At 54.5% G+C, this 19435-nt stretch carries 25 protein-coding genes and 1 tRNA gene; 11 read left to right on the top strand and 15 right to left on the bottom strand.

From position 1 onward, the window contains the following. Nucleotides 1–158: 158 nt before the first annotated feature. Nucleotides 159–434, bottom strand: coding sequence for a hypothetical protein (locus VL547_RS20530; protein WP_325581469.1), 276 nt, complete (start codon nucleotides 432–434; stop codon nucleotides 159–161). 160 nt (nucleotides 435–594) lie between these two features. Here VL547_RS20530 and VL547_RS20525 point away from each other — a divergent pair, with 160 nt between their 5' ends. From VL547_RS20525 to VL547_RS20515, 3 genes are all read left to right on the top strand, one after another. Further along, the gene (locus tag VL547_RS20525) at nucleotides 595–876 is read left to right on the top strand and encodes a hypothetical protein (RefSeq protein ID WP_325581467.1); all 282 of its coding nucleotides are present in this window, start codon (nucleotides 595–597) and stop codon (nucleotides 874–876) included. Nucleotides 877–885: 9 nt separating this feature from the next. Further along, nucleotides 886–1119 (top strand): helix-turn-helix transcriptional regulator, encoded by a 234-nt coding sequence (locus VL547_RS20520; RefSeq protein ID WP_325581465.1) that lies wholly within the window; start codon nucleotides 886–888, stop codon nucleotides 1117–1119. A gap of 180 nt (nucleotides 1120–1299) precedes the next feature. Continuing rightward, nucleotides 1300–1686, top strand: coding sequence for a hypothetical protein (locus tag VL547_RS20515; protein WP_325581463.1), 387 nt, complete (start codon nucleotides 1300–1302; stop codon nucleotides 1684–1686). A gap of 132 nt (nucleotides 1687–1818) precedes the next feature. On the opposite strand, the gene VL547_RS20510 is transcribed toward VL547_RS20515, so the two are convergent. The 4 genes from VL547_RS20510 to VL547_RS20495 are packed head-to-tail and all read right to left on the bottom strand — an operon-like array spanning nucleotide 1819 to nucleotide 6427. After that, nucleotides 1819–3369, bottom strand: coding sequence for a DHA2 family efflux MFS transporter permease subunit (locus VL547_RS20510; RefSeq protein WP_325581461.1), 1551 nt, complete (start codon nucleotides 3367–3369; stop codon nucleotides 1819–1821). A gap of 11 nt (nucleotides 3370–3380) precedes the next feature. Beyond that, on the bottom strand, nucleotides 3381–4427 hold the full coding sequence (locus tag VL547_RS20505; protein ID WP_325581459.1) for an HlyD family secretion protein: 1047 nt from the start codon (nucleotides 4425–4427) through the stop codon (nucleotides 3381–3383). A gap of 31 nt (nucleotides 4428–4458) precedes the next feature. After that, entirely contained in the window at nucleotides 4459–5784 is a 1326-nt protein-coding gene (locus VL547_RS20500) for a TolC family protein (RefSeq protein ID WP_325581457.1), read from the bottom strand. A 22-nt stretch (nucleotides 5785–5806) separates the two neighbouring features. After that, nucleotides 5807–6427, bottom strand: a complete 621-nt coding sequence (locus VL547_RS20495; RefSeq protein WP_325581455.1) for a TetR/AcrR family transcriptional regulator — start codon at nucleotides 6425–6427, stop codon at nucleotides 5807–5809. 134 nt (nucleotides 6428–6561) lie between these two features. Between VL547_RS20495 and VL547_RS20490 the strand changes: the two genes are divergently transcribed. After that, on the top strand, nucleotides 6562–7041 hold the full coding sequence (locus tag VL547_RS20490; RefSeq protein ID WP_325581453.1) for a YcxB family protein: 480 nt from the start codon (nucleotides 6562–6564) through the stop codon (nucleotides 7039–7041). On the opposite strand, the gene VL547_RS20485 is transcribed toward VL547_RS20490, so the two are convergent. Beyond that, nucleotides 7038–7469: a GNAT family N-acetyltransferase gene (locus VL547_RS20485; protein ID WP_325581451.1), complete on the bottom strand. Its 432-nt coding sequence runs from the start codon at nucleotides 7467–7469 to the stop codon at nucleotides 7038–7040. The two genes, VL547_RS20490 and VL547_RS20485, sit on opposite strands and share 4 nt — an antisense overlap. A 177-nt stretch (nucleotides 7470–7646) precedes the next feature. Here VL547_RS20485 and VL547_RS20480 point away from each other — a divergent pair, with 177 nt between their 5' ends. Genes VL547_RS20480 through rnc form a run of 3 tightly spaced genes read left to right on the top strand, consistent with a single transcriptional unit; the run spans nucleotide 7647 to nucleotide 9915 of the window. Further along, nucleotides 7647–7883 (top strand): acyl carrier protein, encoded by a 237-nt coding sequence (locus VL547_RS20480; protein WP_133990037.1) that lies wholly within the window; start codon nucleotides 7647–7649, stop codon nucleotides 7881–7883. A 51-nt stretch (nucleotides 7884–7934) separates the two neighbouring features. Continuing rightward, nucleotides 7935–9188, top strand: coding sequence for a beta-ketoacyl-ACP synthase II (gene fabF, locus VL547_RS20475; RefSeq protein ID WP_325581447.1), 1254 nt, complete (start codon nucleotides 7935–7937; stop codon nucleotides 9186–9188). A gap of 4 nt (nucleotides 9189–9192) precedes the next feature. Then, on the top strand, nucleotides 9193–9915 hold the full coding sequence (rnc, locus tag VL547_RS20470; RefSeq protein WP_325581445.1) for a ribonuclease III: 723 nt from the start codon (nucleotides 9193–9195) through the stop codon (nucleotides 9913–9915). A 20-nt stretch (nucleotides 9916–9935) separates the two neighbouring features. Here rnc and VL547_RS20465 read toward each other — a convergent pair whose 3' ends face one another. Beyond that, complete coding sequence (locus VL547_RS20465) at nucleotides 9936–10166, bottom strand: helix-turn-helix transcriptional regulator (protein ID WP_325581443.1); 231 nt, start codon at nucleotides 10164–10166, stop codon at nucleotides 9936–9938. A 110-nt stretch (nucleotides 10167–10276) separates the two neighbouring features. On the opposite strand from VL547_RS20465, the gene VL547_RS20460 reads away from it, so the two are divergent. Both VL547_RS20460 and VL547_RS20455 read left to right on the top strand, forming a co-directional pair. Continuing rightward, complete coding sequence (locus tag VL547_RS20460) at nucleotides 10277–10585, top strand: hypothetical protein (RefSeq protein ID WP_325581441.1); 309 nt, start codon at nucleotides 10277–10279, stop codon at nucleotides 10583–10585. Beyond that, nucleotides 10582–10806, top strand: a complete 225-nt coding sequence (locus tag VL547_RS20455) for a hypothetical protein (RefSeq protein WP_325581439.1) — start codon at nucleotides 10582–10584, stop codon at nucleotides 10804–10806. Before VL547_RS20460 ends, VL547_RS20455 begins: the two co-directional genes overlap by 4 nt. Here VL547_RS20455 and VL547_RS20450 read toward each other — a convergent pair. The 5 genes from VL547_RS20450 to VL547_RS20430 all read right to left on the bottom strand — a co-directional run bounded on the left by VL547_RS20450 (nucleotide 10797) and on the right by VL547_RS20430 (nucleotide 15743). Then, on the bottom strand, nucleotides 10797–11423 hold the full coding sequence (locus VL547_RS20450; RefSeq protein ID WP_325581437.1) for an HAD-IA family hydrolase: 627 nt from the start codon (nucleotides 11421–11423) through the stop codon (nucleotides 10797–10799). The two genes, VL547_RS20455 and VL547_RS20450, sit on opposite strands and share 10 nt — an antisense overlap. Before the next feature lie 33 nt (nucleotides 11424–11456). After that, nucleotides 11457–11774 (bottom strand): hypothetical protein, encoded by a 318-nt coding sequence (locus tag VL547_RS20445; RefSeq protein WP_325581433.1) that lies wholly within the window; start codon nucleotides 11772–11774, stop codon nucleotides 11457–11459. A gap of 195 nt (nucleotides 11775–11969) precedes the next feature. Beyond that, nucleotides 11970–12194, bottom strand: a complete 225-nt coding sequence (locus tag VL547_RS20440) for a hypothetical protein (RefSeq protein ID WP_325581431.1) — start codon at nucleotides 12192–12194, stop codon at nucleotides 11970–11972. A 483-nt stretch (nucleotides 12195–12677) separates the two neighbouring features. Next, nucleotides 12678–14339, bottom strand: a complete 1662-nt coding sequence (locus VL547_RS20435) for an FAD-dependent oxidoreductase (protein WP_325581429.1) — start codon at nucleotides 14337–14339, stop codon at nucleotides 12678–12680. Between the two features lie 3 nt (nucleotides 14340–14342). Further along, nucleotides 14343–15743 carry an ATP-binding protein gene (locus tag VL547_RS20430; protein ID WP_325581427.1) on the bottom strand — a complete coding sequence of 467 codons (1401 nt, stop codon included), beginning with the start codon at nucleotides 15741–15743 and terminating at the stop codon, nucleotides 14343–14345. A 53-nt stretch (nucleotides 15744–15796) separates the two neighbouring features. On the opposite strand from VL547_RS20430, the gene VL547_RS20425 reads away from it, so the two are divergent. Next, entirely contained in the window at nucleotides 15797–16324 is a 528-nt protein-coding gene (locus VL547_RS20425; RefSeq protein ID WP_325581425.1) for a TlpA disulfide reductase family protein, read from the top strand. Here VL547_RS20425 and VL547_RS20420 read toward each other — a convergent pair. From VL547_RS20420 to VL547_RS20410, 3 genes are all read right to left on the bottom strand, one after another. After that, nucleotides 16299–17285, bottom strand: coding sequence for an alpha/beta fold hydrolase (locus tag VL547_RS20420; RefSeq protein ID WP_325581423.1), 987 nt, complete (start codon nucleotides 17283–17285; stop codon nucleotides 16299–16301). The genes VL547_RS20425 and VL547_RS20420 overlap by 26 nt on opposite strands. A gap of 167 nt (nucleotides 17286–17452) precedes the next feature. After that, nucleotides 17453–17542 (bottom strand) — tRNA-Ser (locus VL547_RS20415). A gap of 33 nt (nucleotides 17543–17575) precedes the next feature. Continuing rightward, complete coding sequence (locus VL547_RS20410) at nucleotides 17576–18346, bottom strand: TatD family hydrolase (protein WP_325581421.1); 771 nt, start codon at nucleotides 18344–18346, stop codon at nucleotides 17576–17578. Nucleotides 18347–18454: 108 nt separating this feature from the next. On the opposite strand from VL547_RS20410, the gene VL547_RS20405 reads away from it, so the two are divergent. Further along, complete coding sequence (locus VL547_RS20405) at nucleotides 18455–19360, top strand: hypothetical protein (RefSeq protein WP_325581419.1); 906 nt, start codon at nucleotides 18455–18457, stop codon at nucleotides 19358–19360. The last annotated feature ends 75 nt before the right edge of the window (nucleotides 19361–19435 follow it).

The raw sequence follows: 19435 nt of genomic DNA, 5'->3' as shown, positions 1-19435 counted from the left end.
TTTTTCTCTGTTTTGCTGTGAGTCACAGCAAAACAGAGAAAAAAGAGGCACTCCACCCCACTCCCCATGGCCTACACGCTTAGGGGGGCGGCACGGTGCAGCGGCCGGCACGCGGGCGACGGCGTTGGGCTGGGGTTGGGTCCGAGTCCGGGGGGCGGTTATTTCTTTTTCTTGGAGGCGGGGGCCGAAAGGTCGGAGACGATGCGGCGGAAGAGGTTCTCGGGGTTGACGTCGAAAAGATTGGACATGAAGAGGAGTTCCCGGAAGTTGAAGAGATCGGGCTCGGCCACCTTGCGCGTGAAGGTTTGATAGTTCATACCCATGTCTTTGGAGACAAGGGTCTTTGGGATGACTTCGAAGATTTCTTTGAAGCTGGAAATGCTCCCATCCTCGATCATGCTTTTGATGGCATTGTAGCGCCGGTCTTTATTCATGAAATGGTATTATACAATATGCAAGTATAAAGTATTAAAGTTCCATATTTTAAAAAAACAGTGCGCCTTTTTGAAATTTCTAAATACGGTGATAAATAGGTTAAAAGTGAAGTTTATTGCTATTTTGCGCATAGAGCCTTTGCTCTAAGGCAATGATAGTATGAACGATACAGAAACCGATGAACACCTGGTGGCGCTCATAATGGCGGGGGACTTCAGCGCGTATGGGCGGCTGATACGCCGCCATCAGGTCCTTGTGAACAAGCTGGCCTTTGTCCTGACCAATGACCGCAAACGGACCGGGGAATTGGCGATCGCCACGCTGATGATCCTTTGGACCGAAAGGGACAAGATCGACGATAGCATCCCCTTTTCCAACTATCTGTTGGAGTTGATCATACGATTGAGCAAACGTAATCCACCCTATTTATCAGATAATTAATATATTCGTATGGATCTTACTTTTGATGCAGCGCTGACGCCGACGAGCAGGTCTTCACTGGGTAAAATGATCAGTTTTAGGCGTAAGTTGCTGGGTCTGACCCGTGAAAAGCTCGCCGCGCTAGCTAATATCAATCTGAAAGACGTCATTCGTATCGAAGCTGGAGAATCCCCCCACATTGATGACTATATTTTGTTGATCAAGGGAATGGGAGGAGATATCTACGCGCGGTGGAATTCATAGCTTTAAATCCAGGCGGACTTTATTATGAGATTGAGACGATTCCGGGGAGTACCATCTTCCCCAAGCGGCTTTGCTGACCCCGGAAGGTGTGTTCGTAGTCTCAGGGTCGGCCGGGAGGCCGCCCTCCAACAAATCCAGACGATCTTTGCCGACTCCCTGAAATATGTCGCTACTCAGCTTTTGCCAAAGGATACCTCTAAGGAACGGATCGCCGGTGTGGCGGTCGATGCCTTCCAGGCGCTTTGGGAACATCGGGAATCCATTCATCAACCGGTGGATGTCCGGAATTTCCTGAACCAATACGTGCTCGACGCCTGTCGTGGGATCTTCCCCGGTATGGACGAGCAACAAGCCCAGCTCATCGTTGCCTTCTCCGAAATCGCCCGCGTGATGATCGAAACGGAGCGGGCGCTTCCGCGTAAATATCAACGCTTCTACAAAATGAAGTTCGTGCTGCGCGCGCCGGATGCGCTGATCCTCGGGGAGTTGGGGCTTTCGCCGGAGGAGTTTGTGCAGTATACGCAGGAGGTGAAGGCATTTATCAGTACGATACCCAAGTGGGGGTAAATTTTGGGCCCGTGGGGGTAGCGTGGCGCGCCAAAATAAAAAATGCCGGTCGCGTGGACCGGCACTTTTCAACTGCATTTCGAAGACTTAACGAGCCCGTGGCGAAGGGCTGTCGCCCGTGGCCGGGGGGCCTTAGTGCGCATCGGTGGGCATGGCCACCGGTTTCCTGGAGAATTTCTGGAGGAAGATCAGGGGGATGCAGAGCAGGACGAAGAAGCCTACCAGCAGGTAGACGTCGTCGAACGTCGTCAGCATCGTCTGTTTGGTGACGACCCCTTCCATGGCGCCGTTGGCCATCGCGTCGGCTTGTTCGGGGGAGAAGCCCTGGGCGATGAAGGAGGCGGCGGCGGAGCCGTGCCGGGCGACATACGCGGGATTGTACACGTTCACGTTTTCCAGCAAAATTGCCCGGTTGATGCCGCTCTTGATGTGGATGATGGTCGTGATGATGGCGATCCCGAAGGAGCCGCCCAGCTGACGCATCATGTTGTTCAGACCGGTGCCCTGACCGATTTCGGGTCCCCTCAGGTCCTGGATGGCCAGGGTGGTTAGGGGTACGAAAAGGACGGCCATCCCCACCCCGCGGATGATGAGCGGCCAGAAGAAGTCGCCCGTACCCGAATTCAGGTTGGAGTTATAGAGCATGTAGCAGAAAATGAAGAACAGGAAGAACCCGCAGGCGGATAGTATCTGCGCGGGTATGCCCCGCTTGAGCATATTACCCACGAAGGGCATCATGCTGATGGTGGCCAACCCCCCAGGTAGCAGGATCAATCCGGTTTGAGCGGCGGTAAAGCCCAGCAAGGTCTGGCAAAAGACAGGGAACACGAAGGTCGATCCGTACAACGCCACCCCAAGCACGAACGAAGTGAATATCCCGATGGTAAAGCTTCGGTGCCGGAGGATTTTGAAGTTGACGATGGGATAGTCGATGCTGGTCTCCCGCCATACGAAACAGATCACCGAGGCGATGGTCGTAAAGGTGAGCAGGGAGATGTACCAGGTCGAGAACCAGTCTTTGTCTTCCCCTTTTTCCAGCACTACCTGTAGGGAGCCCACGGCGATGGCCAGGAAAAGGATGCCCCACCAGTCGATGCGTTTGCCCTTACCGTATCGCGGTGATTCCCGGACAAAGGTGGACACGCAGAACGCGGCGATGGCGCCCACGGGGATGTTGACGTAGAATATCCATTGCCAGTTGATATTGTCGGTGATAAAACCCCCGATGGTCGGTCCGACGGTGGGGCCGACGACGGCCCCCAGACCAAAAAGCGCGGTAGCCATCCCGACTTCCGCCGGCGGCCAGGTTTCCAGCAGGATGGCCTGGGCCGTGGAGATAAGACCGCCCCCGGCGAGACCCTGTAACAGGCGGAAGGCAATGAGCTCCGTCAGGCTATGGGCATTACCGCACAGGAAGGAGGCTATGGTGAACACGATGATCGAGGTCAGGAAGTAGTTCTTCCGTCCGAACCGGTCACCCAGCCACCCGGACATCGGGAGGATGATGACGTTGGCGACGGCGTATCCCGTGACGATCCAGTTGGCGTCTTCCAGGGTAGCGCCGAGGTTTCCCATGATGTCTGGCAGGGCGACGTTCACGATCGTGGTATCGATCAATTCCAGCAGCGAAGCGACGATCACCGTAATGGTGATGATCCATCTTCTAAAACCATATTCTGCCATATACGATCAGTTTATTTTGTGTGAACGGTGACCTTTACGCTCATACCGGGACGGAGACGGGCCATGACGGCGCTGTCTACGTCGAGCCGGATACGAACGGGCACGCGTTGAACGACTTTTACGAAGTTCCCGGTGGCGTTGTCCGGGGGCAGGAGTGAAAACTTAGCCCCGGTGGCGCCGGATACGGATTCGATCGTACCCTGGATCTTGTCGTCGGGGAAGGCATCCACCGCGACATCCACCTTTTGGTTCAGCTTGATATCGTTCATCTGGGTTTCCTTGAAATTGGCCGTGACGTACAGGCTGTCATGTACGATGGAGAACATCGGCGAACCGGCCTGGACGAGCTGCCCGATCTGGATATTGCGCTTGGAGACGATACCGGTGGCGGGAGCGGTGATCACGGTGTAGGACAGTTGCAACGCGGCGTATTCGATATCGGCCTTGCGGGTATCGATGATGGACGCGGTCGCGTTGGTCTGCTGCTCGCTGGTATTGACGCGCTGGTCGAGTACCGGCATTTGGCTCTTGGCGGCTTCCAGGGCATAGTCGGCGGCTTCCTTGTCGGCGGTGGCCTGGTCGAACTGGGCCTTGGTGATCACATGATCGTCGTAAAGGTTCTTATAGCGGTCATAGTCCTGCTGGGCCTTCCAGGCACGTACCTGAGCCTGGTCAATGTTGGCCTTCTGGACGCCGAAGTTGGAGCGGCTTTCGGAAATCGTGGCCCTGTAAGCGGCTACGTTCTTCTCGGCGGCGTTCAGGGCGGCGTTCGCCTGGTCCAGCTTTATCTTGTAGTCCTTGTCGTCCAGCACGACCAGGGTATCGCCTTGGTGGACGACCTGGTTGTCCTGGAAGTTGATGCTGGTTACATAGCCGGGAACCCTGGGGATGACCGGGCTGATGTCCCCGTCGATCTGCGCGTCATCGGTCTCTTCGTGGCTTTGCAGGAAGATATATTCTTTCAGGGTGAAGCCAAGGGCTATGAGCAGCACCAATCCGAGGATGATCGGGAAGACGAGCTTGCGGGGTTTCTTTTCGGGAGTCGTATTCTGTTCCATATAAAAATGCAGTTTTGAAGTAATTATTGGGTTACAGGTGAACGTTACCTGTCGATTTTAGCATGTTATAATAAGCGATCGTGGCGTCGGATTTGGCGACCTCCAGGTTGACCCTGGATTGGTACAGCTGCGTCTGGGCGTCGATCCGATCGGTGGTATTGACGAGGTTGTTCTGGAATTTGGATTCCGTGATCCGCTCGTTCTCTTCGGCCTGGGCGACGGCGACCTGGAGTATCTTGATCTTGTCGAGGGCCTGGAGGTAGCCGAGGTAGGCGGTATGTACGTCCTTGCGGATGTCGTCGTTTATCTGGTCCTTCGAGGTCTGGATCTCTTTTTTCTGGGCTTCCACTTCCCGGACCTTGTTCTTGGTGGTGTACAGGGAGCCTATATTCCAGGAAACCCCCAGTCCCAGCGTGATCGGCGCCAGCACCGTATGGTCTGTGGGGATGGGCTTACCCGTGGGGTTGATGTAGTACATCCCGGCGGTGGCGGCCAGCGTAGGGAGTTTCCCGTCCTGGAGCTTTTTGATGTCGATATCGGTGATCTTGTCCTGGAAAGCGATGTCCTGGAGTTCACGACGATTGGCTCCAGCCTGTGTCAGCAGATCGGAAAACACGGGCTGCTCCTGTAACCGGTAGTTGAAGTCGTTGATGGTCAGCTGTGTGCTGTCGGGCAAACCCAACATGATGTCCATGTCGTAGTTGGCATCCTTGCGGTTGTTCTCCAGTTCGATCTGCTGGAGCTCGATCTGGGACTTCTGCAATTCGAACCGCAATACGTCGTTTTTGGTGGCCAGACCCTGACTTTCATACTTGTTGATTTCGGTCAGCTTCTGTTCCACATCTTCTATATTCCGTTGCACGATCTGCTGGTTTTGCAGGATCTTGTTATAGTTGATGTAGGCGCTGATGATCAGGAAGGTTACGTCGTCCTTGTCCTTGTCGGCGTCCAGCCTGGTGAGCTGTAGCGTCAGGTCGGCCTGCTGCCGGGCGTACTTGAACTGGTTGCCGTTGATGATCGGTTCCGAAATCGCGAGCGTACCCAGGTAGGCCGGAAAATCGAAGTTCAGCTCTATCGGCTTGCCGGGCTGGGTCAAACCCGGAAAATTCAGCGTCCGGGCCAGCATGAGGGCGTGGAGATACTGGAAGCTCACTTTCGCACTGGGCAGGCGTAGGTCTTTCGTCTGGTCCAGTCGGGCGAGCGCTTCGTCGATCTTGTTTTTAGATTGCCTGAGCTGCTTGCTGTTGTCGATCCCCAGCTTGACCGCCTCGTCCAAGGTGATCGTTCGGGGAGACTGGGCCCTTACGCCCGGGAGGGCTAACAGCAAGAAAGCCAGTACTACGATTGTTTGCTTCATATAATCCAGGTTTCTTTTTTGTTTATGATTTGGGTATGCTCAAATGAGCGTGAATCAGGTCTTTCAGGTGGCTTTTCAACCGGACGACGAACTCGGGTGAAAAATCGTTTGGATCGGGGGACAGGATGCCCAGGATCCGGCAATACCACTCCTTGGAAAGGGTCATTTGCGAAATGGTCCCGATGATGGATGCCAGGGTCAGCTCGAGGTCTACTTTGCGGAAAACACCCAGTTTTTCACCATCGTCCATGATCTTATGTATCTGTTCCAGGTTCTTTTCCTTCATCCGCATCAATACCTCCTTGAGGTCGGTGGACTGGAGGGTGGAAAATTGACGGGAAATAATATTGTGGAACCTATAGTTGGAAAGGATACGGTCGACATAGAAATCGATGAGCTTGTACATTTTTTCCATAGGGCTTAGGTGTTCGTCCTTCGCCAGTTCCTCCAATACCCCCGCGGTATACCCGGAACGGTATTCGACGAGCGCTTCGAAAAGCTTTTCCTTGGACCCAAAATAATACGAGATCATGGCCAGGTTGACCCCCGCCATGTGAGCAATATCCCTTACGGAAGTACCCTCGAAGCCCTTGTCTGCGAAGAGCTTTTCAGCCGCACCGAGTATCTGAGATCGTTTGTCCATAAGAATCATCCTTAAATGATGGATATCGGACGCAAAGTTAAACACTTGTTTAAGTCAAACGTTTGTTTAAATGTGAAGGAATTGTTAAATAAAAGATAAGGTGATAACTAAGGAATTAAAAGGATATTAGCGCCATGCAAGTGGAGTTCTCCTACAACAAAGGCCAGGTTATCCAGGCGTTGCGGTACCATTTTATCACGCGGAGGGAGATCAGGTTGATGATTATCCTGGTAAATGTGTTCGCCATCGTCTCGGCGGGCTTCTTTTATTTCAATAAGAAATACCCCTTTGTCTTCCTGACAAGCTCGGTGCTGTGGATGGCTTTGATGGGTGCCTTTTGGTTTTTCCTGCCTTTTTCGATATACCGACGGGAGCGGACGTTCAAGGATCACTTCAAGGCAAGTCTGGAGCCCCAGCATTTTTTTATCACCAACGGCGCCGGCGGCCGGACCTGGTCATGGAGCGAGTTTAGTACCTGGCTGGAGACGCCGCAGTTCTTTCACCTTTATTTCGACAGCCGGTCGTTTTTCCTATTGCCCAAGTCGGCCTTTGGGGAACGGGTGGGCGAGGCCAGGGCGATCCTCCGGGAGCGGATTGCCCGGAAGGGGGCCTAGAGAAGGTTTTTCTCCATTATATAATGTGGTATGGTGACTTCCACGAACTCGGGGCCCGATACCGTATACCCCATTTTTTCGTAAAATCCCCGCGCGGAGGCCCTGGCGTGCATGGTGACCTTGGCATAACCGTGGTCCCGGGCCACGGTTTCGGCAAAACGGATCATGGCCCGTCCCACGCCCTTACCCTGGGCTTCTTTGCTGACGGCCATTTGCCTCAGCCGTAGACTGGCGGTGTTCTGGGGGGTCAGGACGCAACAGGCGACCATGCGTTCCTCTTCGAACGCGGCGATCAGGATGTCGTCGCGTTCGGCGGCCAGGTCTTCTTCGGAAAAGGTCAATCCCAGTGGTCTCCGCAGAATTTCGTCCCGGAGCTCCACCATTTTACGGTATGCAGAAGAGTCGTGTTCGATGATCCGAAGTGCCATGTCCGCGGGGGCATTGTAGGGGGCTCAAGGTAGGCCAAATCGGCGACAGAAAGTCCGCTTTATGTGGATTTTTCGCCCACTTATGGGTAGGTTGGCCTTTTTTAGGAAAACTTGCGGTCCGCATGGTTATTAACTCAAAAATTATATTTTTGCACCCAGTAACTAAATTTTACTATCATGTCAGACATTGCAACAAGAGTAAAGAAAATCATTGTTGACAAATTGGGTGTTGATGAAGCAGAGGTAAATCCGGAGGCGTCCTTCACGAACGATCTGGGTGCTGATTCATTGGATACCGTTGAATTAATCATGGAATTCGAGAAAGAATTCAATATCTCCATTCCCGACGAACAAGCTGAAACTATCACTACCGTAGGCCAGGCAATTGCTTATTTGGAAGAACACGCCAAATAATTTCTAATCAGCTACACTACACCACGCGGACCAAATTCCCGGCTTGCATATATGGAATTAAAAAGAGTAGTTGTTACTGGAATGGGCGCCCTTACCCCATTGGGCAACAATGTGCCTGACTTCTGGAATGGTTTGATCAATGGTGTATCGGGCGCCGATTTCATTAAGGCCTTTGACGTTTCTAAATTCAAGACCAAGTTTGGTTGCGAGCTGAAGAACTTCGACCCTTTTGATTACCTGGACAAGAAGGAAGGCCGCAAGCTGGATAGATTTACCCAAACGGCCATCATCGCCAGCGACCAGGCGGTCGCCGATGCCGGTATCACCAAGGACAATGTCAACCCGGACAGGGTAGGTGTTATTTTTGCAAGCGGTATCGGCGGCCTCATCACCTTTCAGAACGAGGTGACCGAATTTGCCAAGGGCGATGGCACTCCCCGATTCAATCCTTTTTTTATTCCCAAGATGATCCTGGACATCGCGGCGGGGCATATCTCCATGCGCCACGGTTTCCGGGGACCCAACTTCGCCGTCGTTTCTGCGTGCGCCTCCTCCACCAATGCCATCATAGCCGCCTTTACCGAACTACGGTTGGGCAGGGCGGATGTGGTCCTTACGGGTGGCAGCGAAAGCGTGATCAGCGAAGCCGGCGTGGGTGGCTTTAATGCCATGAAGGCCCTCAGCGAGCGAAACGGCGATCCCAAGACGGCATCCCGTCCCTTCGACAAGGACCGGGATGGTTTTGTGATGGGAGAAGGCGCGGGCGTGCTCGTTTTGGAAGAGCTGGAGCACGCCAGGGCCAGGGGCGCAAAGATTTACTGCGAAATTGCGGGGGGCGGTGCCAGCGCGGATGCCTATCACATGACGGCTCCCCACCCGGAAGGTTTGGGTGCGCGGAACGTGATGATCGCCGCGCTCGCCGACGCGGGTATGCAACCTTCGGATATCGATTACATCAACGTACACGGGACGTCCACACCCCTGGGCGACCTGGCGGAGTCCAAAGCCATCCAAATGGTTTTTGGCGAGCACGCGTACGAGCTCAATATCAGTTCTACCAAATCGATGACGGGCCACCTCCTGGGCGCCGCGGGGGTCATCGAGGCGATCGCCTGTATCATGAGTGTGCAGCACAATATCGTCCCACCTACCATCAACCACTTCACGGATGATCCGGAGCTGGACAGTCGCTTTAATTTTACCTTCAATAAAGCCCAGGAACGGACGGTCAACGCCGCGCTGAGCAATACCTTCGGTTTTGGAGGACATAATGCGTCGGTGATTGTCAAAAAATTCGTAGATTAAACGTGTGAAGTTCCCTCTACTACGGCACATATTTCCTGCACGGTCGGCTTTTGAAAAGAATCTGCGTAATGTATTGGGTTTCAGCCCCCGTCATCTCGCCCTGTATAAAACGGCGCTGAGCCACCGCTCTATTAAGGAGGGCAGCGATCAGAACAACGAGCGATTGGAGTTCCTGGGGGACGCCGTTCTCAGCACCGTCGTCGGTGACTTCCTGTTTAAAAAGTATCCCTATAAGGGGGAAGGCTTCCTGACGGAAATGCGGTCCAAGATGGTGAACCGTTCGATCCTGAACGAGGTGGCCCTGAAAATGGGGCTCAAGAAGATCACGCTCTATAACAAGCACGACAATTCACTCAAGATTTCCCAGATATTCGGGAATACCCTGGAGGCCCTGATCGGGGCCATCTACCTGGACCTCGGGTACCAAAGCACCAAGCGCTGGATCATGAAGCGGGTCATCCTCCCTTATTTCTTTTTGGACGAGCTCGAAAACCTCGAGATCAACCATAAGAACAAGCTCTATGGTTGGGCCTCCAAAAATGGCAAGGTCCTCGAATTCGAGACAGTAGACGAGCGTTTCGAGAACGGCCGCCGGTTATTCACCGTAGCCGCCGTAGTCGATGGGGCCGTCATTTCCGAAGGAAAGGGCTACAATAAAAAGGATGCCAGCCAGATCGCCGCCCAGGTGGCGGTGGAGAAGCTGGGATTGGCGGACAAGGTTGAGTAAGGTTGCGTACGCTTTGGAGCTCACTCCTGCGGGAAGTCCATCAATTTCGACGGTGGCAGGTCGAGCCCTTCCGCGAGCTTTCGGAGCGTCGTCAGTGTCAGGTTAGCCTTATTGTGAACGATCTTGTTGATCTTGCCCAGACTGACGCCGCTGAGCGTCGCGAGTCTGCGTTGACCAACCCCCTTTTCTTCCATCAGGCTTACCAGGTGCACTGCAAACTTCCCCAGCCAGATTAAATCTTTTTCCTCCATGAGATCGATTTGGATGGAAGGTTATTCTTTTTTAGAAAAAAAGTGTACCCCGATCTATGTACACGTTGCAAATCGTTTTACCTTTATGCGAGGTAAAAAAGGGTTGCATCATGGCTGCTATTACTCCCGGAGACCTTTCCATAGACATAGAGCTGGCCAAACGTATAAAGGCCAGGGACCTACAAGCCTACCGGGTGCTGATCGACCGGTACTATCCCTTTATATACACCGTTGCCTATGCCCTTCACCGGGACGATGACGTAGCCAATCAATACGTCATGGATGTATTGTCCCATGCGTGGAATCACGCAGACGCCCTCCGTTTCAAGGGATCGCTCCGGCCGTATTTTTTCCAGCTGATCTATGCGAAGTATCAGCGCTATCTATCCTTTTTTCCCACGGTAAAAGAAATCATATGAAACCTGCATTTCAGAAGGACCCCGAAGCCGTATTGACGGGCTTTTTCGGGAGCTATACCCTTTCGGAGGCCCGGCTGTTGCTTTGGGAGATGGCATCACAGGCGTTGTGCGCCTCCGACGACGAGCTGGGCGAATTCAGCCGTAAGGAATTGCTCGCGGGGTACGAGGCGCTGGATCTGCTGCTCGAGGCGGCGCATTGTGTGAGTGGGATCTATAACTGATCTACGCGGACCCATTGCATGCCTGCGGCGATGGCGGATTGGACGCCGGCGTCGCCGTCTTCGAAGACCATACAGCGGGCGGGATCGACGCCTAGCTCATGGGCGGCCTTGAGGAATGGATCGGGGGCGGGTTTGCCGTGTTCCGTTTCGCCGGCGCATACCATGACTTCCACGAGACCGGTTATGCCGAGGATGCCCAGGGTGCGCGTGACGGTGGCCCTGCGGCCCCCTGAAACAACGCCTATCCGAACTTTACCGGCGTGATCGATCAGGTGGCGGAGCACGAAGTCGACCGGCTTGGTTTCGTGTATATACTTGTCGTAGTACAACTGGGATTTCATGGAGGCGAACTGGGCTGGGTCCAGTGTTTTGCCATAGCGATGGGCGATTTCGGTGCAGACCCTTACGGTGGGCCAGCCGGCCAGCTCGTCGATAATAGCGCCGTCCAGGTCTATATCGAAATGGGTCCGCGCCACCTCCACATATGAAGCGGTATGGGCCTTCATGTTGTCGGCCAGGGTGCCGTCACAGTCGTATAAAAAGGCCTGAAAATCCCCGCTGGTCAGGGAGCAGAGCTTGTCGTAACGGGTAACGGGGGACAAGGCGGAAACGTCCATATCTCAAATTTGAAAGCGCAAAGATACGAAACTCTAGGTCGACGCCCCGGCCTTTTCCGTATCGGGTGTCGCGTCGGTATTGGCCGCCGCGGCAGCCTTTTCGACATCCCGGATTACCAGCTCCGACAATTTCCTGAAGTCTATTCCCGTCAGCTGCGCAAGGTTCAGCACGTCGCGGTAAGCCAGCGTATCCGGCTTCAGGACCTTTTTGGTAAAGCGTTCGTAATTGAGGTGCAGGTCGGCTGCCACGACGGAACGCGGGATGATGTTGAATATTTCAGCGAACGAATTCAGGTCGCCTGCCTGCCAGACGCTCCGGACATACTTGTAGCGATGGTCGATTTCTTGCATTAGAGAAAATTTAAGAGAAAACAAAATTAGCCTTTGTATATATAAAAAATGAAATTATTTATTTAGTAAAATGTATGTTTGTGTGGAAGAATATAGGAACATATTCCAACAGGAAATTTGCCGTTCATTGCGCGAAAATTCACGCACCTGCTGCGCTGGCGGACTTTTGATTGTTCAAAGAAAGTGTTGGGGAGATCAGGCGGATGGAGCCGGGTCGATGCCCTTTATGGCAAGTTCGATCAACGCGGGGATCGGTATTCCTGTCAAATCGGATAACCCTACCATGTCAACCAATAGAAATTGATCCGGTCGACTCATTCTTCTGATAAAACTGTTATAGTGTAAACCAAGATCGGCGGCAACCACCGATTTGGGAACGATTTCAAAGATTTTGGAGAAGGATTTCAGGTCTCCAGACATCCATATGCTTTTAACATGCTGGTATCTAACATCTTGTTTCATTGAAGTGTGGGATAATAAGTGAAGTAAACCCTTGCTCGTATGTAGATCGGACAGCACAAATTTAGTTAAAAAATGAAGTTATTTACACATAAAATCGTCGGTTTGTAGTGGGTGATATTGGATCGATTACTTAACATTGTATATAAACGGATTTCAAGGTATGCTATCATTTAGGCGAAAAAGCAAAGATGCCAGGTACGTGCATGTAAGGTTTGCATGGCAGGCAGGTGAATTCAAACATCTGCTACAGATAACGGACTTCGTGCCAAAGACCGTGCTGGGGAGGGACATGCGTATTTCGGGAAATAAGATCGTCAAGCTATTGGAGGATCCAAGCTTGTTGAGTCTGGCAGATTGTATCCGGTTAGCCGAATTGACCGAGGTACCCCTGTACGAACTGATAGCCGTAGGGGTCGATGATATTGGATCTTGAGCGGTAGATTATACCTCCGCCAGGTATTTATGAACGAAACTGATGGCCATCGAGCCTTCGCCGACGGCGGAGGCCACGCGGTTCATCGCGCCGGCGCGGACGTCCCCCGCGGCAAAGATGCCGGGGCAGCTGGTTTCCAGGAGATATGGGTCGCGGTTTTGCTTCCATATTTTCCGGAACGAATCATAGGCGGCAAGGTCCCGGCCGGTTTCGATGAATTCTTTGTCATTCTTGATGATGTCCAGCTGTATCCAGTCCGTGAAGGGCTTGGCGCCGATGAAGATGTAGAGCGCGGCGGCATCGAAGGTTTTTTGCTCGTTCGTTTTCAGGTTTTGCAACACGAGGCGCTCCAGGCAGCCGTTGCCCTGGGCTTCCTCGACTTCGGTGCAGGGCATCACTTCGATGTTTTCGGTGGCGGCTATCTGGTTGATCAGATAAGCGGACATGGTGGCGGTCAGGTCTTCGCGGCGGATGACGATATAGACCTTTTGGGCGTATTTTGACAGGTACATGGCGGCCTGGCCCGCCGAATTTCCACCGCCGATGATAAACACCTCTTTCCCTTTGCAGGCGGCGGCTTCGGTGGTGGCGGCGCCATAGTAGATGCCCGCGCCGGTGAAGTTTTCGACACCTTTTACCTCCAGGCGGCGGTAATCCACCCCGGTGGTGATGACGATGGCCCGGCTGTTGATGGCCGGCCTGTCATCAAGGACGATAGTTTTGTATCCGTCCTGCTGGCGGATTTCCTTGACCTCGCTGGGCGAAAGGAATTCGGCACCCAAACGGGTGGCCTGGCTGATCGCGCGACGGGTCAGGTCGGCGCCGCTCAGACCCGCCGGAAAACCAAGGTAGTTCTCGATCCTCGAGCTGGTCCCCGCCTGGCCTCCGGGCGCCCGGCGTTCGATCAGCAGGGTCTTCAACCCTTCGGACGACCCGTACACGGCGGCGGCCAGACCCGCGGGACCGGCGCCGATGATGACCACGTCATATATTTCGTTTTTGACCTGGCTGTTCAACCCGATCTTGTCGGCTATTTGCCGGACGGTGGGGCGGGCAATAAATTGACCATCCTCGAAGAGGATCAACGGGAGATCGGTTGTCGTCAGGTTGTTCATCTCCAGTTTTTTCTTGGCCTCCTGGTTGGTCTCTACATCAAACCAGGCGTAGGGGATGAGGTTACCCGCCAGGTAGTCCTTGATCTCATGAGACTTGGGGGAGAACTGATAACCGACCAGCTTGATGCCCCTGAATCTGGGTTTGTAGTGGCTTTGCCAGTCATCCAACAGGTCGTCGATGACCGGGTACAATTTTTCCTCCGGGGGATTCCAGGGCTTTGTCAGGTAGTAGTCCAGCTGGACGTTGTTGATCGCCTTGATGGCGGCCTGGGTGTCGGAATAGGCCGTCAGCAGCACGCGCTTGGCGTCCGGGTAGAACTTCATCGCCTCGTGGAGGAAGTCCACGCCCTCCATTTCGGGCATGCGTTGGTCGACCAGGAAAAGGGCGACTACGTCGCTCGCGTTCTGGAGCTCGACCAGGGCCTCCAGCGCCTCTTTTGCGGAGGAAGTGCTGATGATCTTGTAGTCCTGGTTGTATTTCGTCTTCAGGTCCCGGCCTATGGCGCGTAGGACCTGGGGGTCGTCGTCGATGGAAAAGATGATGGGTTTTGTCATAGATTAAGCATTAATGGGGAAACAAACTGTAAAGGCCGTATGTCCGGGTGCGGAGTCTACTTTTATCCAACCGTTGTGCATCTTGACGATGCGAAGGACTACTTCCAGTCCCATACCGGTGCCTTTGCCTATTTCCTTGGTGGTAAAAAAAGGATCGAATATGCGGGACTTGATGTCATCCGGTATGCCGGGTCCGTCGTCGATCACGCTCACCAGGACGTTGTCCTTGACCCTTTGGGTCTTGATGGTCAGGTTTCCCTTGTGGGACGATTCCATGGCGTCCAGGGCGTTGTCGATAAGGTTGGTCCAGACCTGGTTGAGCTCGCCGATGAGGGCTTTGACGGGCGGCAGCGTCGGGTCGAATTCCTCGTGCAGGGTGATGTTCCCCTTTTTGACCTTGTACCCAAGCATGGTGAGCGTATTGCGAATCCCGACGTGAATATCCGCGAATTGCTTGTCGGGCGCCTGGTCCATATGGGTGTATGTTTTGACCGAGGCTACGAGGTCGGCGATGCGCCTGGCGGACTCGGCGATGTCCTGTACCATGCGATCGGTTACCAGCAGGTTGTTGATCCAGCCGAATACGGCGGGCAGGTATTCCCTGGGAATATGGGCGTTGAACGAACGGATGTCTTCGGTCTCAAAGCCGAATTCCACGAGGTTCTCCACCAGCTCGTACTGGCCGTGCACACCCAGCTCCTCCAGGATGTCTTCGATGTCGTTTTCTTTTTCGCTGCGTTGCTTGAGGCTCAGGGTCACGGTTTTCCGATCGTTGAGGATGCGGAAAAGCTCGTTGGACACCGCGTCCACCTGCTCCGGCTCCATCCGTACGGAGATGACCGATTTGAAGTCTTCCGGCTGCAGCTTCAGGTGCTTGAGCAGCGAGTCGGAGTCCCGGACGATCGCGGAGGCCGGGTTGTTGAGCTCGTGCGCCATCCCGGCGGATAGCTTGCCGAGGGCCAGCATCTTTTCGTTTTGCTGCTGGAGCGCGGTAAACGTCCGCACCCGGTTGGTCATGACGTGCACCAGCGCCTGTGTCAGCTCGAATTGGGAACGGATCAGGTCGTTCATGTGCTCGGAGGGGAAGGTCATCAGCTGCGTGTCACCGACGATCACGGCGTACCCGGACGCCATCTTCCCGCGGGAGTAGGGAAGGTAGCCCGTTATGTCCCCGGGTAGGAAGGTGCCGATCTCCTGTTTGATACCGCCGATGGGCATAAAGACCTTGAGGGAGCCGCTGATGACGAGGTGCGTGCCTGGGAGGGGTTTCCCGGGCTCGCTCAACAGCTCGCCGTCCGGCAGCATGCGGCACTCGCTGCGGTCGATCATCCATTGCAGCTGGTCTTCCGGGACGTCCTTGAGGGCGTCAAAGGTTTTTAGGAGGGAGGGGGTGCAGGGGATCATGTGGGCGAAATTACTTAAAGTAACCTTTTGCCGTTTGGGCGGTAGTTACGATTATGAACAATATCGCGTTATTTTTTGGTTGGTGGATGGCGGCGTTCCCTGCGGCGCTTGCCGGCCCGGGGGAGCCGGCGCCGGCTTTCACAATGAAAGACCTGGACGGCCGGGCGGTTTCCCTATCGGACTACCGAGGTAGGGTGGTCGTCATCGACTTTTGGGCTACCTGGTGCGTACCCTGCCGGGAGGCGTTGCCCGGGATCCGGCTGGCGGTGGAAAAGTATAAGGCCGACACGTCGGTCGTTTTCCTGTTTGTGGATACGCGGGAAAAGGTTTCTGACCCGAGCGGTCTTATTCGTCAATTTTTGTCGGAGAACAACTATCCGTTCAGGGTTCTGCTCGATCCTCACGGGAACCCGTATTATCAGCAGTTTGGCATGGCGGGAATACCTACCCAATTTGTCATCGACGGGCGCGGTGCGGTGCGGTTCAAGCACGAGGGATATGACCCGCGGCTGACGGACCAACAGGCGGCCAAGGCATTGGTTGGGATGATCGAGGCTAGTCGGCTGCCAGAAAGGCCTTGATGCCTTTTTGGACTTCTGGGACGCTAAAGCCTGGCGCCAGGTGACCGGAGGGGTTGTCTATGACTATCAGTTGGGCGTGAACCAGTTTGGAGAATTCCATGGCGGGGTGCGGATTAACGAGGTGGTCCTGGAGGGAGGAGATAATCAGCATTTTGCCTTTTATCCTTTTTGCTGCTGCGTCGAGCCCGCCATAAGGCTTGCCGATGTCGTGGCCGATGACGGCGTCGATCTGTGTAAGCTGGTCGTTCCAGTCGACGCGGTTGTTGTTCTCTACGTTTTTCATCCAGTCGTCATAGTTGGTTGTTAACCGGTCCGTGGGTGTCGTGATGCCCAGGTCCATCAGCATATTGGCGGCGACGATGTTCGGGTTTTTTGTATAGCGCCCGTGGTTGAAGGCGCTGTCGTTTTCGACGATCCGCTTGAAGAGGTGGTAGAGCATCAGGTCATAGGCCGTTGGTTTGGGGCTGCCGACGATGGGGATCAGCCGGTCGGTGAAATCCGGATAGCTGACAGCCCATTGGAAGGTCTGGATACCGCCCATGGAGATACCGATGATGGCGAAGGCTTTTTCTATTTTTAATTGTTGGGCTAGCCGGTGCTCGCTTTCGACCATGTCCTTTATGGAGATTTGTGGGAAATCCGGACCGTGCTGCGTTTCGCTGTTCGACGGCGAGCTCGATACGCCGTCGCCCAGGGCGTCGATGATGATCAGGCAGAAACGGGTGGTGTCTATGACGAGCCACGGGTTTGTGTATTCGATGCTTTTGGCGGTGCCGCCGTACCAGCTGGGGAAGAGGATGGCGTTGGTGCGTTGTTCGTTCAGCTTTCCGTGGATGCGATAGCCCAGGTGGCAGGATTGCAGGGTTTGGCCGGAGGTTAGAGGGAGGTCGCCCAGCTGGGCGGTGTGTTGCTGGGCGCTGGCGCTTTGGGTGAGGAGGAGGAAGAGGATGAGGCGGTTCATAGGGTGAATATAAGGCGGTTAGCGTCTTCCCAGGCGACAAATAATGAAAGCGCCAGGAGCACGACGTTGATGGCCAGGAATAGCTGCCGGGACGAACAAGTTCGCCCAGTCTGCTGCGAAATAAAAAACGCGACCGACTACGTCGGCCGCGCTACGGCATTTTGGGCTGGCGGAGAGGGAGGGATTCGAACCCTCGATAGGATTTCTCCTATACACACTTTCCAGGCGTGCCAATTCAACCACTCTTGCACCTCTCCTTTGGGAAGGGGGCAAAGGTAGGGGTTTTGGGGTTATATGGCGAATATTTTTTGGGCGTTGGCGGTGGTTGTGGAGGCGATGGTGGCGGCGGGAAGGTTGTAGATGGTAGCGAGCTGGTCGATGACGTAGCGGAGGTAGGCGGGCTCGTTTCGTTTGCCGCGGAAGGGGACGGGGGTCAGGTAGGGGGCGTCGGTTTCGAGGACGAGGTGCTCGAGGGGGATTTGGGTGAGAACGGTGGGGAGGGTCGAGTTCTTGTAGGTGACGACGCCGCCGATGCCGAGGTAGAAGCCGGCGTCTATGATGGCGCGGGCGGATTCGTAGGTGTCGCCAAAGCAATGGAAGATGCCGCGGAGGCCTCGGGCGGTGTATTCCCGGACGACGCGGAGGGTCTCGGGCATCGCGTTGCGGGTGTGGATGACGATGGGGAGGCGGTGGGTGAGGGCGAGCTCGATCTGGGCGCGGAAGGCTTCGTATTGCTGGGTTTCGTAGGTGCGGTCCCAATAGAAGTCGAGACCTATTTCGCCGACGGCGGCAAAGGGGCGGCGGGCGAGCCAACCTTCGACGATGTCGAGCTCGGCCTGGTATTCCGCGTTGACGGAGGTGGGGTGCAGACCCATCATGGGGATGCAGATACCGGGGTATTGGGCTTCGAGGGTCAGCATGTCGTCGATGACGGTGCTGTCGATGCCGGGGAGGTAGAACTTTTGTACGCCTTCGGTTTGGGCGCGGGCAATGACCTGGGCGCGGTCGGAGGTGAACTGCTTACCGTATATGTGGGTGTGCGTGTCTACAATGGATACCATGGCGGGGCAAAGGTAAGCGAAAACGGGGGCGGTGGGGAGAAGCTGGACAATTTTGGCAGCGGCGCAACGTTTTATACAAAACAAAAAAACCTACTAATCTGAATCTTTATGAAGAAAACGCTTTTTAAGGCTCCCCTCGTATTGCTTGCCTGCAGCGGTCTGATCTGGGCGGCTTGTACCAAAAATTCGGCTAACAACAAGCCGGCGAATGTCTCCAATACCACGACGTCGGCCCAGGCGGACGCCAGCGCCGACCAGGCGTTTAACGGGGTTACGGCCAACGTTATGACGCTAAACGTAAACGGCGAAGCGCTGGGGTCGGTCAACGATTCGACCAGCTCTTTTAGCCAGGCAATCGGCAAGGCGCACATCGCGGGCGTGACCACCTTCGGTCCCGGCGGCGATACGAGCTCGCTGTCCATCAGCGTGACGCCGACTACGCCCGGCGTTTTCCCCAAAACAGTCACGATCAGCTTCGGGAACGGGTTTACCGATCTATGGGGCAATGTATATACGGGTTCGATTTCGATGGTGTTTACGGGGCCGCTGTCGGTCGCCGGCAATTCGGCAACGACGACATTTACCAACTATTCGGTGAATAGCATCGGGCTGAGCGGTACGCACGTAATCACCAATGCGAGTGCGGGTAACAAAATCGCCTTCAACATCCAGATCGAGAACGCCAAGATCACGGTCGGCACATTCTGGGTTACCTGGAGCGCCAACCACACCTGGACGATGACAGCCGGCGCCTCGACGCCCTGGTATCCGTTTGATGATACCTACTCGGTAACGGGTCAGGGCGGGGGAAGCACCTCCACCAATTTCACCTGGACGTCCACCATACAGACCGCGTTAACCAAGGCATATATCTGCCCCTGGTTTGAGGCTGGAACGGTCCAGGTCGTGACGAATTACGGCACCGGCGTTTTGGACTTCGGTTCGGGAACCTGTGATAATCAAGCTACTGTAACGGTTGGGGATAGCACCAGAACGATCACTTTGGGTCGTTAACTGATTGTTATTTTTAAATTTAGTTTGGTAATTCGAAAATCCGCAGTAATTTAGTACAGTTTTCATAGGGTACGG

It is taken from the genome of Dinghuibacter sp. (assembly GCF_035492835.1).
Classification (GTDB): Bacteria; Bacteroidota; Bacteroidia; order Chitinophagales; family Chitinophagaceae; genus Dinghuibacter.
This window is presented reverse-complemented; position numbering and strand designations above follow the sequence as displayed.